This window comes from Halovulum dunhuangense (assembly GCF_013093415.1).
Lineage (GTDB): Bacteria > Pseudomonadota > Alphaproteobacteria > Rhodobacterales > Rhodobacteraceae > Halovulum > Halovulum dunhuangense.
In genome coordinates this window covers 168,266-182,618 of sequence record NZ_JABFBC010000001.1, presented here as the reverse complement: position 1 = coordinate 182,618, position 14,353 = coordinate 168,266, and the positions used below count along the sequence as shown (strand labels likewise).

At 68.1% G+C, this 14,353-nt stretch carries 12 protein-coding genes; 10 read left to right on the top strand and 2 right to left on the bottom strand.

Annotated features, from left to right (window positions below; all coding sequences use genetic code 11):
* Nucleotides 1–16 precede the first annotated feature (16 nt).
* Together HMH01_RS00910 and HMH01_RS00905 are read left to right on the top strand one after the other, a co-directional pair.
* Nucleotides 17–1,192, top strand: coding sequence for a phosphatase PAP2 family protein (locus tag HMH01_RS00910; protein ID WP_171321582.1), 1,176 nt, complete (start codon nt 17–19; stop codon nt 1,190–1,192).
* Nucleotides 1,193–1,208: 16 nt separating this feature from the next.
* Nucleotides 1,209–3,161 (top strand): S8/S53 family peptidase, encoded by a 1,953-nt coding sequence (locus HMH01_RS00905; protein ID WP_171321580.1) that lies wholly within the window; start codon nt 1,209–1,211, stop codon nt 3,159–3,161.
* 3 nt (nt 3,162–3,164) lie between these two features.
* On the opposite strand, the gene HMH01_RS00900 is transcribed toward HMH01_RS00905, so the two are convergent.
* Nucleotides 3,165–3,944 (bottom strand): ABC transporter permease, encoded by a 780-nt coding sequence (locus HMH01_RS00900; protein ID WP_171321578.1) that lies wholly within the window; start codon nt 3,942–3,944, stop codon nt 3,165–3,167.
* A gap of 161 nt (nt 3,945–4,105) precedes the next feature.
* Between HMH01_RS00900 and cysQ the strand changes: the two genes are divergently transcribed.
* From cysQ to HMH01_RS00860, 8 genes are all read left to right on the top strand, one after another.
* Complete coding sequence (cysQ, locus tag HMH01_RS00895) at nt 4,106–4,906, top strand: 3'(2'),5'-bisphosphate nucleotidase CysQ (RefSeq protein WP_171321576.1); 801 nt, start codon at nt 4,106–4,108, stop codon at nt 4,904–4,906.
* Nucleotides 4,903–5,700, top strand: coding sequence for a 3-deoxy-manno-octulosonate cytidylyltransferase (kdsB, locus tag HMH01_RS00890; protein ID WP_171321574.1), 798 nt, complete (start codon nt 4,903–4,905; stop codon nt 5,698–5,700). The genes cysQ and kdsB overlap by 4 nt, the downstream gene beginning before the upstream one ends.
* Nucleotides 5,697–6,935 (top strand): glycosyltransferase, encoded by a 1,239-nt coding sequence (locus HMH01_RS00885; protein ID WP_171321572.1) that lies wholly within the window; start codon nt 5,697–5,699, stop codon nt 6,933–6,935. The genes kdsB and HMH01_RS00885 overlap by 4 nt, the downstream gene beginning before the upstream one ends.
* Nucleotides 6,936–7,112: 177 nt before the next feature.
* Entirely contained in the window at nt 7,113–8,006 is an 894-nt protein-coding gene (gene galU, locus HMH01_RS00880) for a UTP--glucose-1-phosphate uridylyltransferase GalU (RefSeq protein ID WP_171321570.1), read from the top strand.
* 27 nt (nt 8,007–8,033) lie between these two features.
* On the top strand, nt 8,034–9,017 hold the full coding sequence (gene galE / locus HMH01_RS00875) for a UDP-glucose 4-epimerase GalE (RefSeq protein WP_171321568.1): 984 nt from the start codon (nt 8,034–8,036) through the stop codon (nt 9,015–9,017).
* 7 nt (nt 9,018–9,024) lie between these two features.
* Complete coding sequence (locus HMH01_RS00870; protein ID WP_171321566.1) at nt 9,025–10,290, top strand: glycosyltransferase family 4 protein; 1,266 nt, start codon at nt 9,025–9,027, stop codon at nt 10,288–10,290.
* Entirely contained in the window at nt 10,268–11,287 is a 1,020-nt protein-coding gene (locus tag HMH01_RS00865; protein WP_171321564.1) for a glycosyltransferase family 2 protein, read from the top strand. Before HMH01_RS00870 ends, HMH01_RS00865 begins: the two co-directional genes overlap by 23 nt.
* The gene (locus tag HMH01_RS00860) at nt 11,284–12,972 is read left to right on the top strand and encodes a DUF5927 domain-containing protein (RefSeq protein WP_171321562.1); all 1,689 of its coding nucleotides are present in this window, start codon (nt 11,284–11,286) and stop codon (nt 12,970–12,972) included. The genes HMH01_RS00865 and HMH01_RS00860 overlap by 4 nt, the downstream gene beginning before the upstream one ends.
* Before the next feature lie 2 nt (nt 12,973–12,974).
* Here the strand turns inward: HMH01_RS00860 and HMH01_RS00855 are convergent, their stop codons facing one another.
* Complete coding sequence (locus tag HMH01_RS00855) at nt 12,975–14,309, bottom strand: GH1 family beta-glucosidase (RefSeq protein WP_171321560.1); 1,335 nt, start codon at nt 14,307–14,309, stop codon at nt 12,975–12,977.
* Nucleotides 14,310–14,353 lie beyond the last annotated feature (44 nt).

The following is a 14,353-nucleotide window of genomic DNA, read 5'->3' as shown; positions in this document are numbered from 1 at the left end:
TGGCGTGTCGTGAAGAATGAAGCTTGAAGAGTGCATGCAGAACGAGGGGCATTCGATGACGAACCTGAAACCGCAGTCCGCCTACAGCGCCTATTCGGCGTACAGCGCGTATTCGGCCTATTCGGCCTACAGCGCCTATTCCGCCTACAGTGCATATGGCGGCGGCCCCGGCCTGCCGGTGGCGCCTTTTGTCGCCCCCGCGCTCATCACCAACCGCGACGGCATCGTCGGGCCCTGGACCCCGCCCGGAACCCCGCCCGCGCCACTGCCCGAGAACGACCCCGGCAATCTCGACCGCTGGAGCGCGGCCGTGCGCGAGAGCCTGTGCAGCTTCGAGCTGGTCTCGCGGATCGGTTTCTCGATGGATGGGGGGCAGGCCGATGTCTGGCATCTGGACACCACCGCCCAGCCCGGCGCGGCGCCCACGGCCAGCTATCTGCCGCTGATGCGGATGCGCCGCCCGACGCCGGATCAGTTCCTCGAACAGCTCGTCTATCTCGAAACCTATGCCGACCTGCGGCAGGACCGCTGGATCGAGATCGAGGCGCAGATCGACCTTCCCACGGCGTTCTTCGGGTCCATCGGCTTTCTCGACCCGTCGCGCACGAAATACACCTATGAGCTGGTGCTGGCGGCGCTGAACCTTGCGCATTTCGTCGAGATGCGGCTCAAGCACGCGCTGGCGTGCAAGCGCCCGGTGGAATACTCGCCGCAGGTCCAGCCGATCATCCCGACGCCGCTGCACGGCACGCTGCCCTCGGGCCATGCGACCGAGGCGCATGTCGCGGCCACGGTACTGGACCGGATCTGGGCCGCCTCGGGCAATCCGACCTATGCCGATCCGGGCTGGCGGGCGCAGGCCTTCCGGCAGGCGGCGCGCATCGCCATAAACCGGACCGTCGCGGGGGTGCATTTCCCGGTGGACAGCGCGGCGGGCGCGTCGCTGGGCATGACGCTGGGGGCCTATTTCACGGCCCGGGCCACTGGGCAGGCCTATGATGCCTGGTCCTTCGACGGGCAGGACTTCGAGGGCGATTTCCAGCCGGAACAGATGTTCGACGTCGCGACCGGCCAGCAGACCGCCGTGGCCGCGACCGCCGACCTTGGCCCGCAGGCGCCGGGCGCGGAAGGGCGCTCGCCCATACTCGGCTGGCTGTGGGACCGGGCCATCGCCGAATGGCAAGCGGTCTGAACCGGGAGAGGTAGCCATGGCCGATCCCGTGACCCCCGCCGACTGGAGACTTGGGCCCGCCTCCCGCACTGCCACCGCCCTGGCGGACTGGGCCTTTGGCGACGAGATGGGCGCAAAGTCGGCGCGCCTGCGCGCCGCCGTCCGCGCCGTGGCGCTTTCCGCCGACGAGGCGGAAGAAACACAGGAGGAGGCGGCATCGCCGCCGCGCCAGGTGGTCACCCGCCTGACGGATGGGGCCGGGATCGCGCGCCTTGGGCAGGCGGAGCCGGATGCCGACGCACTCCACCTCGAAGCGTTCGGCCCGCCGTTGCCAAATGATGCGCTGGGCAGACAGGCGGCGCCCGCTCCCGTCGTGCTGCCCGATCTGCCGCCCGCGCCCGGCGTGGTCGTCACCGCGGTGATCGACGGCGGCCTTCCCTTTCTCAACCGTGCGTTCCAGGCTGCCGGCGGCACCACCCGCGTCCGGTACGCCTGGGTGCAGGATGGCCGTTTCCGGCACGACGGGCCCAGCCACGTTTCCCACGGGCGCGAGTTCACCGCGGCCGAGATCGAGACGCTTCTCGCTGATGCCAGCCGGAACGGCCCCTACCCGGACGAACTGGCCGCCTACCGCGCTGCCGGGCTTGCCGATTTCGCGCGCCCGCGCGGGCACATCCTTGGCCGCGCCTCGACGCATGGGGCCCATGTGGCGGCGCTGGCGGGCGGCTATCCGCCCGAGGATGACCGCACCGACCGCCCGCTCATCTTCGTGCAGCTGCCCCATGTCGTCACCGGCGACACGTCGGGCGCAAGCCTTGCGCCGCACGTCATCTCGGCGCTGGACTACATCGAGGATCGCGCCGACCGGATCGCGGCGGCGCTCGGCTGCGGGCGGCTGCCCCTGGTGATCAATCTCAGCTATGGCGGCACCGGCGGTCCGCTCGACGGGACCGGCTTTCTCGAGCGGCGGATGGACGCCTTTCTCGAACGCCGCAACCGCCGCGGCACCTGCACCGCCATCCTGCTGCCGGCGGGCAATGCGCATCTGTCGCAAGGCCATGCGCGGATCGGGACCGACACGCATTTCACCGGGCCCGGACGGACCGAAACCCTGTCGTGGAAGATCCAGCCCTCGGATCACAGCGACAGCTTCATCGAGATCTGGACCCCGAGAGAGGCGCCGGGAAACCGGCTGGAGGTGGCGCTGACCACGCCCGGCGGGGCGCCCGGCCCGTTCCTGCCCGCAATCGCCGGGCAGGCGGTCACGCTGCCCGGACCCGACGGCCCGGTCGCGCGCATTTCATACCGCTATGTGGGCGGGCCGACGCGCCGGGGTTGCTTCACCATCGCCGTCGCCCCGACCGACAATCCCGGCCGGCCCGGTCCGCGCGCCCCTGCCGGGGTCTGGACCGTCACCCTGCGCGACACCGGCCTGCCCGCAGGCAGCCATGTGGACGCCTGGATCCTGCGCGACGACGAGGTGCCGGGCCATGACAACGACGCGCGGCAATCGCGCTTCGTCGATCCCCGGCATGGCAAGGCGCACTGTCCCGTCATCGCGCAGGGGCTGCAAAGCGCCATCGCCACGGGGCGGCGCACGATCGTGGTGGGCGGCTTCGTCGATCGCAGCGGGCATGTCGCGCGCTATTCGGCCGGGGGCGCGACGAACACCGACGACCGGCCCGGTCCCGACGCGCTGACCGTGTCGGATGCCAGCCGTGTCCATCCGGGCGTGATATCGGCCGGGGTGCTCAGCGGATCGCGGATGCCGGTCTCTGGCTCGTCCGTCGCGGTGCCGCAGATCACCCGCGCCGTCGCCGACGCCTTCGCCAAGGGCGAGCAGCCGGATCGCGCCTGGGTCGCCGCCTGGGCCGCAGCTTGCGAGCAGGCCGATTTCGCAGGTCGCGCGGCCCGCCCCGACGCGCACCGCGGAGGCGCCGGGCGGATCCAGCCCGCTCCACAGGACCGGCGCCGCTACTGGCCGCTCTGAGCGTTACCTGGCTGCGCCGGTAGACCGGCTGACGGTCCGGCGCAGCCAGAATTCGGCCATCATGCCCACCAGCAGTCCGACGAGCACGAAATAGACCGGATACTCGATCGATGTCTTGTGCGGGAAATAGTTGACGAACAGCGCGCCGCGCATCTGGTCGATGGTGTGGAACAGCGGGTTCCAGTCGAAGAAGGGCAGGATCGCGTTCGGCAGCATGTTGGCCACGAAGAACTTGCCGCTCGTGATCATGTTGGCGCGCCGGTAGATGGTCGAGAGCATCTGCATCAGCTTCGGCGCGAAGGGCTTCATCGCCAGGAACAGCAGCCCGATCACGACACCGCTGGCCCAGGCCAGGAAGAACGGCAGCAGGATCCCCCGCGGGGAATGGATCTCCAGATCGCCGCGGAACAGGATCAGCGCCGCGAGGATGATCACGGTGGCAAGGATGTGCAGGTAGAGCGTGGCCAGCGCCGAGGACAGGATCATCAAGGTCGGCGTGACCGGCGCGTGCTGCATGATCGGCGACGTGGCCGAGCCTGCCTTGATCACCGCCCCGATGGCCTGGTTGTGCATCAGGAACAGCAGCACCCCGCCGACCAGGAACAGGATCACGTCGCCTCGAATCATCGCGCCGCGCAGGCCGAGCAGCTCGAACATGGCGTAGAACAGCGCCACCAGGATCAGCACCCGCCCGATCGCGGTCAGCAGCCCGAGCGTGGCGTTGCCGCTTTCCTCCCGCACCTCGCGCACCACCGTGTGGTAGAGAAGGGCCACGAAGTTCATGGCTTCGACAAGCAGCGATCGCTGGCTTTGCGGGGGGCTCTGCACGGGCCAAGGTCCTTCCTTACAGGCGCTTCACCCTAGCGCAGCGCGATTTGGCCTGCAAATCCTTCACGAATGCCGCTAATGCTGCCGCAGGACTATCGCAAAGGGATGAACGCCGCATGGATCCTGCCACGCTCACCGCAACGCTGCGCCGCCTCGCGCTCGAGGCCGGGGACCGTATCATGGAGATCTACGGCGCCGAGGATTTCGAAGTGCGCGCGAAATCCGACGACAGCCCCGTGACCGCCGCCGACGAGGCCGCCGACGCGCTGATCTTCGCGGGCTTGCGGGCGGCCTTTCCCGATATCCCCGTCGTGACCGAAGAGCAGGCCGACAGCCACAGCCTCGATGCGGCGCGGTTCCTGATCGTGGATCCGCTGGACGGCACCAAGGAATTCGTCCAGCGCCGCGGCGACTTCACGGTGAACATCGCGCTGGTCGAGAACGGCGTGCCGGTGCGCGGCGTGGTCTATGCACCCGCCCGGGGGCGGCTGTTCTACACCGATGCCGATGGCCGCGCGGTCGAGGAGGACGGCCCCTTCGATCCCGCCACACCCGGTGCCCTGCGGCCGCTTGCCGTGCGCAAGCCCGACAATGCCGCGCTGATCGTCGTCGCCTCCAAGTCGCACCGGGATGCCGCGACAGACGCCTATATCGCGCGCTACGCGGTAGCGGACTTCACCTCTGCCGGGTCGTCGCTCAAGTTCTGCCTGGTCGCCGCGGGCGAGGCGGATCTCTATCCCCGGCTGGGGCGCACGATGGAATGGGACACGGCCGCCGGGCATGCCGTGCTGGCCGGGGCCGGCGGGCGCGTGGTGCGCTTCGACGATCATGCCCCGTTGCGCTATGGCAAGCCCGGATACGAGAACCCTTTCTTCATCGCCTACGCCCCGGGCGTCACCCTGATGGATCCCGCATGAACGTCGTCGTCGTCATTCCCGCCCGCTACGCCTCTACCCGTTATCCCGGCAAGCCGCTCGTGGAACTGACCGGCGCCACCGGCCAGAAGCGCAGCCTCGTGCGGCGCAGCTGGGATGCCGCCTGCGCCGCCTCGGGCGTGGCACGGGTCGTCGTCGCCACCGACGATGGGCGCATCGCGGATCACGCCGCGGGCTTCGGCGCCGAGGTGGTGATGACCCCCGAAAGCTGCCGGAACGGCACCGAACGCTGTGCGGCGGCAGCGCAGGCGCTGGGGCTTCAGGATACCGACGTGGTCGTCAATCTTCAGGGCGACGCGCCGCTGACCCCGCCCTGGTTCGTCGAGGCGCTGATCGCCGCGATGGCAGGGGGCGCCGAGGTGGCGACACCGGTGCTGCGGCTGGATGCGGCGGCGCTGAACTCGTTCCAGGAGGATCGCGCCGTGGGCCGCGTTGGCGGCACCACCGCCGTATTCGACACGGCCGGCCGCGCGCTTTATTTCTCGAAGGAAGTGATCCCCTATACCGGCCGCCGTTTCGCCGAGGGCGAAGAGATCCCCGTATTTCACCATGTGGGCGTCTACGCCTACCGCCCGGCCGCGCTCAGGGCCTATGCCGGCTGGCCCGAGGGCCGGCTTGAAAAATGGGAGGGGCTGGAGCAGCTGCGCTTCATGGAACGCGGCATCCCCGTCACCTGCGTCGAGGTGGAGGCCCGCGGCCGCGCCTTCTGGGAGTTGAACAACCCCGTCGATGTCGCCCGGATCGAAACCATACTGAAGGCGCAGGGCGTGGCGTGAGCCTGCCGGCCACAAGCCTTGTCATCGTGAACCACAGCCGGCGCGCGGAACTCGCGCTGGTCCTGAAAAGCCTTCCCTTCCAGCGTCACCCCAACTTCGAGGTGATCGTCGTCAGCGACCTTGCGCCCCCGGATCGCCCCGAGGCGCCCGGGGGCACGCGCTGGATCCATTTCCCCGAGGCCAACATCTCCACCGCCCGCAACCTGGGGATCGCCGCGGCAGGCGGCGAGATCGTGGCCTTCTGCGATGACGATGCGGTGCCGGAATTCTCGTGGCTCGAACGGCTCTGCGCGCCCTTCGCCGATCCTTCCGTGGGCGCGGCCGGCGGGTTCGTCCGGGGCCGCAACGGCGTCAGCTTCCAGTGGCGCGGCGTGGGCTTCGACCGGCTGGGCCGGGATCACCCGCTGGACGTGGCGCAGACGCAGGTCTTCGCGCCCGCGCCCGATCGCTTCGTCAAGACGGTGGGCACCAACAGCGCCTTTCGCCGGGCGGCCCTTGTGGGCATCGGCGGCTTCGACGCGGCGTACCGCTTCTTTCTCGACGAAACGGACGTGAACCTGCGCCTGTCCCGGGCCGGCTGGTCCACCGCCATCGTCCCGGATGCAGAAGTGCTGCACGGCTTTGCCGAAAGCCGCCTGCGGACGCGCCACCGGGTGCCCCGCTCCCTGTACGAGATCGGCGCGAGCATGGCGCATTTCCTGAAGCTTCACGCCCCGAAGCCCGATATCGCCGCGCGGCTTGCCGGGTTCCGCACCGAGCAGCACCGCCGCCTGCTGCATCACTTCTCGCTGGGCGCGCTGTCGGGTCGCGATGTCGCGCGGCTCATGGCCGGGCTGGAGGCGGGCCTTGCCGAAGGGGCGTCGCGCGCGCCCCGCACCGGGCTTCCGGCATGTGCCGAGGCGCCCGGGTTCGCGCCCCTGCAACGGCGCGATGGCGGCGCGCGGCTGGCGATCCGGGCCGGGCTTCGCGATCACGCTGCGGCAAGGGCCGCCGCAAGGGCCGCCGCGGCTGCGGGGCACGAGGTGACGCTGCTGCTGCCGGAAGTTTCACCGCGCCCGCTTCGGGTATGCTTCACCCGGGACGGCTATTTCGAGCATCGCTTCGGACTTCTGGGCAAGGCCGAGCGCGACCGCCCCCGTCCGTTCGGCACGGTTGCAGCGCGCAATACGGCGGAGATCTGCCGGATCCAGTCGCTTCGCGGTCCCTTGGCTATTGAAACGCCACTCGAAGCGTAACAATTAAGCGCGCGTTCCGCGTTGCGGTATGTTAAAGCACGGCTCGGCGGTTGATGCCCGTCAACAAAGTGTTTTGAAATCCAACGTATTTTCTGTGCGCGGTCTTCTGCAGTGTGCTGCACCAGCAGCATTGCCGAAAACGGACCCAGAAGGGTCCGAGTTGAATGGAGAATGGCTATGGCCCGCAAGGTCAGGAAGGCAGTGTTTCCGGTCGCGGGGCTTGGCACCCGGTTTCTGCCGGCGACGAAATCTATCCCCAAGGAAATCCTGACCCTCGTGGATCGTCCCCTGATCCAGTACGCGATCGACGAGGCGCGCGCCGCCGGGATCGAGGAGTTCATCTTCGTCACCTCGCGCGGGAAATCCGCGCTCGAGGATTACTTCGACCGTGCGCCTGAACTGGAAAAGGCGCTGCGCGACAAGAACAAGACCGACCTGCTGGAGCGTCTTGCGCCCACGAACATGGACAGCGGCGCCATCGCCTATGTCCGCCAGCACGAGGCGCTGGGCCTTGGCCACGCCGTCTGGTGCGCGCGGCGGCTGATCGGGAACGAGCCCTTCGCCGTGCTGCTGCCCGACGACGTGATCCAGTCCAGCGTGCCCTGCCTCAAGCAGATGGCGGACGCCTATGACGACATCGGCGGCAACATGGTCGCCGCGATGGAAGTGCCGCCCGAAAAGGCATCGAGCTATGGCGTGCTGGATGTCGAGGGCGATTCCGGGCGCGTCCTGCGCGTGCGCGGCATGGTGGAAAAGCCCGCGCCCGGTACGGCGCCGTCGAACCTGGCGGTGATCGGGCGCTATATCCTGACGCCGCAGGTGCTGCGCAACCTCAACCGCATGGGCCGCGGCTCTGGCGGAGAGATCCAGTTGACCGACGCCATCGCCCAGGAGGTCGAGGCGAACGGCAACGTCACCGGCTTCCGCTTCTCGGGCGAACGCTACGACTGCGGGTCGCAGTCCGGCTTCCTTCAGGCTACGGTCTCTTTCGGTCTTCAGCACCCCGCGCTGAGGGACGAGTTCCACGCCTATCTTTCCGGGGTCGTGGCCCGCAAGCAGGCCGCCGAATAAGCCTGACACCGCCGCAGGAGAGCATGGATGAGCACGGTTCTGGTCACCGGTGGCGCCGGCTATATCGGCAGCCATGCCTGCAAGCGCCTGGCAGAGGCGGGGCATGTGCCCGTCACCTATGACAACCTGTCCACCGGCTGGTCCGACGCGGTGAAATTCGGTCCCTTCGAGCAGGGTGACCTGCTCGACCGGCCGCGCCTCGACGAAGTGTTCGCGCGCCACAAGCCGCAGGCGGTGATGCATTTCGCGGCGCTTTCCGATGTGGGCCAGTCGATGCGCGCGCCCGCGCTCTACTGGCGCAACAACGTCGTGGGCTCGATGACCCTGCTCGATGCCGCGACCGCCGCCGGCACGCCGCATTTCGTCTTTTCCTCGACCTGCGCCACCTATGGCGAACAGGACGGCGTGATGCTGGACGAGACCTGCGTGCAGCAGCCGATCAACGCCTATGGCGGATCGAAACGCGCGGTCGAGGACATGCTGCGCGACTATGGCCGCGATGGCAGGCTGACCCATGTCACCTTTCGCTACTTCAACGTCGCCGGCGCCGATCCCGACCGCCAGGTGGGCGAGTTCCACCGCCCCGAGACGCACCTGATCCCGCTGGCGCTGGATGCCGTGCGCGGAAGGCGCGACGCGCTGACCATCTATGGCACCGACTACGCCACCCCCGACGGCACCTGCATCCGCGACTATGTCCATGTCCTCGACCTGGTGGACGCGCATCTGAAGGGGCTGGAATACCTGATCGCGGGCGGCGGGTCCGAGGTGTTCAACCTTGGCACCGGGCGCGGCTTTTCGGTGCGCGAGGTGATCGACGCCGTATCCGCCGTGACCGAGACCACCGTCCCGGCGGTGGAAGGCGCCCGCCGTCCCGGCGACTGCACGGCGCTGGTCTCGGGCAGCCGCCGCGCCGAACAGGTGCTGGGCTGGACCCCCCGCCGCTCTACCCTGCCGCAGATGATCGCCGATGCCTGGGGGTGGCACCAGATGCCCGGCTACACGGCCTGATACGCGCATGAGGACCGGCCCGCAGGACATCGTGCTGGACGTCACGCGCAGCCTGTCCCGGATCGGGGCCGGCGGCGACAGCGGTGTGGACCGGGTGGAACGCGCCTATATCCGCCACCTTATGGGACTGGACGGGCGGGTCTTCTTCCTCACCCGCGTGCTGCGTGGCGCGGCGCTTCTGGACCGGATCGGGATGGCCCGCCTGCTGGAGCTTGCCGCCGATCCCACGCACCTGCCCGCGCCCGACCTGCTGGGTCATCTTGCCCGCCGGCAGAACCCCGCGCGCCGCCGGGCCGAATCGGCTGCCCGGCGCCTTGCGCTGGGCTGGGCCACGACGCAGCGACTGCCGGGGCTTCTGGCGCGCCACCTCTCGAAGGGGTTCGCCTATATCAATGTCGGCCACACCCATCTTGAGCCGGATCACCTGATCCGCCTGCGCGCCGCCGGGGCGGGCCGGATCGCCGTGATGGTCCATGACGTGATCCCGCTCGACTACCCTGAATTCTCCCGGCCCGGCACGCCCGCGAAGTTCGAGCGTCTGCTGCGTGGCGTGGCCGCGAACGCGGATATCGTGATCTTCAACTCCGCTGACACCGCCACCCGCGCCGGGCGCTGGTTCGACCGATGGGGCATGTCGCCTGCGACCGTGACCGCCCTTCTGGGCGTCGATCCGGCAGACCCGACCCCGACCGCGCCCGCCGCGCATCCGCATTTCGTCGTGCTCGGCACCATCGAGCCGCGCAAGAATCACCTTCTTCTGCTCAACATCTGGCGGCGGATGCACGACACGATGCCGGAAGCGGATATCCCTCATCTGCATATCGTGGGCCGCCGCGGCTGGGAAAACGAGAACATCCTCGACATGCTGGACCGCGCCCCCTTCATGGGCCGGACGGTGTTCGAGCATGGCTACCTGCCAGATCCCGACATGAACCGGCTTCTGGGTGGGGCCCGCGCGCTGCTGTTCCCGTCCTTTGCCGAGGGGTTCGGATATCCGCTGGCCGAGGCGCTGCAGATGGGCGTGCCCGCGATCTGCGCCGACCTGCCCGTCTACCGCGAGATCGTGGGCGATGCCGCAACCTATCTTGATCCCCTGGACGCCCCCGCGTGGCTTGCGGCGATCAGTGACTTTTCTGCCCTAATTCAGCCAAATTCCATCTCCAGTCTGAAAATTCCTTTTTGGGATCAACACTTCAGTATTGTTTGTGAGGTGTTGTGCGTAAGTGGTGACCCGAGTGTGGGGAAGTTAGATGGGTGTGGTCCGGCGAGTTAATCGGCTCCGTCTCTGTGCCGAGCGTGTGGCACTTTTTCTACTTGGTCTGAACAGCCTTCGCGATCTCGCCCCCGTGCGCGACCGCACAGGCCGCATCCGGCCCCGCGACACGCTTCTGTTCTGCACCCTGCGAAACGAGCGGATCCGCCTGCCGCATTTCCTCGACTATTACCGCAAACTCGGCGTCCAGCATTTCCTGTTCGTGGACAACGGCTCGTCCGACGGCACGGGGGACTACCTGGCCGGGCAGGCCGACGTGTCGGTCTGGCGTACCTCTGCCAGCTACAAGCGCGCGCGCTATGGCATGGACTGGATGAACGGGCTTCTGAACCGGCACGGGCGCGGGCACTGGTGCCTCACGGTCGATGCCGACGAGTTCTTCGTCTATCCGCACATGCACACACGACCGCTGCAGGCGCTGACCGAATGGCTGGACGGCTGCCACCGGCGCAGCTTCGGCACGATGCTTCTGGACATGTATGCCGACCGCCCCATCGCCGAAACGCGCTACCAGGAAGGGCAGGATCCGTTCGAGATCCTGTCCTGGTTCGATGCCGCCAACTACTCCGTCGACCGCAACGGCAAGTACCGCGACCTGTGGATCCAGGGCGGCCCGCGCCAGCGCGTCTTCTTCGCCGACCGGCCGGAACTGGGGCCGGCGCTGAACAAGGTGCCGCTGGTGAACTGGCGGTTCGGCATGGTCTATCGCAGCTCTACCCACAACCTGCTGCCGCGCGGCCTGAACCAGGTCTATGACGACCGTGGCGGCGAACGTGCCTGCGGGGTGCTGCTGCACGCCAAGTTCCTCGATCTCTTCGGCGCCAAGGCCCGGGAAGAGATCGCCCGCGGCCAGCACTACGCCGCCAGCCGGGAATACCGCGTCTACGAGGACAAGCTGACCCAGGGGCTCAGCATGTGGACCCCCGCCTCCACCCGCTACCGCGACTGGCGGCAGCTTGAGGATCTGGGCCTTCTGTCGTCGGGGAGCTGGGCATGATCGGCGTCGTCATCCTCGCCCACGACCAGCTGCGCCGCACGGCCCAGCTGGCCCGTTTCATGGCCGACAACGGCTGCAAGGTGGTGGTGCATATCGACAGCCGGCTGAAGGAACCGGGGGTCGAGCGCATGATGAAGATCATGGGCGACAGCCCCGACATCGCGCTGACGCCGCGCCGGCGCTGCGAATGGGGAACCTTCAGCCTGGTGGATGCCTGCATCGCCTCGCTTGAGCTGATGTTCCGTCGCTGGCCGGGCGTGACCCATGTCTGCCAGCTCTCTGGTTCCTGCCTGCCGATCAAGCCGATCGCCGCGCTGCGGGCGCACCTGGCGGCGCATCCGGACACGGATTTCATCGAATCGGTCGACGTGTTGCGGGACCGCTGGGTCGTCGATGGCCTGGCCGAGGAGCGATTCAGCCTGTATCACCCGCTGCCCTGGCGGCGCTTCCGGCGGCTTTTCGACTGGAGCGTCAAGCTTCAGCGCCGCCTTGGCGTGAAGCGCCGGATGCCCGAGGGGCTGTCGCCCCGCATCGGCTCGCAATGGTGGTGCCTCAGCCGCGCCACGCTTGACGCGATCCTTGCCGACCCGCGGCTGCCCGCCTATCGGCGATATTTCCGCACCTGCTGGATCCCCGACGAATCCTTCTTCCAGACGCTGGCGGCAAAGCATGGCCGTCGCATCTGCAACGCGCCGCTGACGCTTGTGCGGTTCGACCCGCAGGGCAAGCCGTTCGTGTTCTATGACGACCATCTGGACATGCTGTTGCGGGCCGACGGCTTCTTCGCGCGCAAGATCTGGCGCGGGGCCGATACGCTGTATGACGTCTTTCTCGGGGGCGATGTGGCCGAGCATCTCGCGGCCGCGGCCCGCAAGCCCGGAGAGCGGCCCCATGCCGTGCTGCGGCGCGCGACCGAGCGGTACCGGATGGCGCGGCCGGGGCTGGTCAACCATGGCTGCCATCCCGGCCAGAAGCTCGAGGAGCGGCTTCAGACCGCGCGGCCCTACCTGGTGATCGACGGGCTTCAGAAGCTGTTCCCGAACCTGCCGGCCGAGGTGAACCAGCTGCCCGGCGCCATCGCGCATGGCGAACTCTATCATCCCGAGCGGGTGGAATTCGCCGGTGGCGCGCCGATCTTCACCGGGAACCTGTCGGCTTCGGTCCCGATCCGCGACCACAAGCCGGTGCATTTCCTGTCCAGGCTGATCTGGACAGAGCGTGGAAGCGACCAGCTTTTCGTCCATGATTTCAGGCAGCAAAGGGTGATCGACGATTTTCTTCTGCGGGATCCCAATGCGCATGTCCTTCGCCTGTCCGAGGCGTGGCTGCTCGATCTCTGCCGGCTCTGGCAGGCCGATCCCGCCGCGGGCGAACCCGCCCTGACCGAGCGTGCGGCGCAGGAAGCAGGGGTCGTCGCGCGGATGACCGGACCGGACACGCGGGCGCAGGTGATCCGGCTCGGGCTGGACGAGGTGCTGCGCGACGGCGTTGCCGCGATGGAACGGGCGGCGCGGAAACTGCCGGACGGGCTGTCGCGGCTGGCGGTGTTTTCCGGGCCGATCCTGCCCGTGGGCTTTGCCGAGTTCCTCGACAGCCTGCCGCGCAACATCGTGGATACGCGGGTCCTGGCGCATGAGGTGCGCCGCTACGACGCCATGACCCGGGTGCTGCGCCGCAAGGCCTGAGGTCAGGCTTCGCGCCGCTCAAGTGCCTGTTTCAACGCAAGGAAAGACGCCTTCGGCGTACGTTCCAGCGTGTCGAAATCGACATGGACCAGCCCGAACCGCTTGTCGTAGCCGAGTGCCCATTCGTAATTGTCGAGCAGCGACCAGACGAAATAGCCCGCGACCGGCACGCCTTCGGCGATGGCGCGGCGGACGGCGTCAAGATGCGCGTTCAGATAGTCGATCCGGGGCTGGTCGTTCACCTTGCCGGCCTCGAGCCGGTCGTAGGAGGCCATGCCGTTCTCGGTGACGAAGATCGGCAGGCCGTCGCCGAACTCCCGGTGGACCCATGTGAGGAAGTGGTAAAGCCCCTCGGGGTAGATCTCCCAGCCCATCGCGGTCTTGGGTAACGGGCCCTCGACATCGGTCAGGTGAGGCCAGAGGCCGCTGTCGTCGGGGCCGATCAGCTTGCGGGTGTAGTAGTTGATCCCGAGCCAGTCGATCGGGGCGCCGATCAGGTCCAGATCGTCCTGCCAGTTCTCGGGCATGTGGGGGGCCAGCCCCTCCAGGACATCCGCCGGATATTCCTTGCGGCACACCGCGGACAGGAACCAGCGGTTGTAGATTCCGTCGTAAAGTCGGGCACTTGCGGCCGCTTCGGGGGTGCTGTCGGCGGGGGCCGAATACTCGAGGTTCATCACCGCGCCCAGGTTCTTCAGGCCGAGGGCGCGCATGGCCTGGGTGGATTTGCCGTGGGCCAGGAGGACGTGGTGCATGGCGCGGGCGGCGGCGCGGATGTCGCGCATGCCGGGGGCCTGGGCGCCGAGGAAATGGCTGAGCCAGGCGACGCACCACGGCTCGTTGATGGGGGCGGTCGCGTGGACCCGGTCGCCGATGCGCGACATGATGACGGTGGTGAAATCCGCGAACCACGAGGCGATGTCGCGGTTGCGCCAGCCGCCCAGGTCGGCCAGGGGCTGCGGCAGTTCCCAATGGTAGAGCGTGGCATAGGGCTTGAGCCCCCTCTCAAGCATGCCGTCCACCAGTCTGTCATAGAAATCAAGCCCTTCGGGGTTGGGCGCGCCGCGCCCCCCGGGCATGACCCGGGCCCAGGATGTCGAGAAGCGGTAGGCGTCGAAGCCGGCTTCCCGCATCAGGTCGAGATCCTCGGGCCAGCGGTGGTAATGGTCGCAGGCCCGTGCGCCATGTTCGCCGCGGACGACGTTTCCGGGGGTGGCGGCGAAGCTGTCCCAATGGGTCGGACCGGCCCCGCCGAAGGCGTGTCCCTCGATCTGGTAGCTGGAGGTGGCGGCGCCGAAGGTGAAGCCGTCAGGGAAGTCCAGGCGTTTGAAATCCATGGATTTTCTCCGTATGCTATGCGTCTGGAAAGCGTATGGCACGC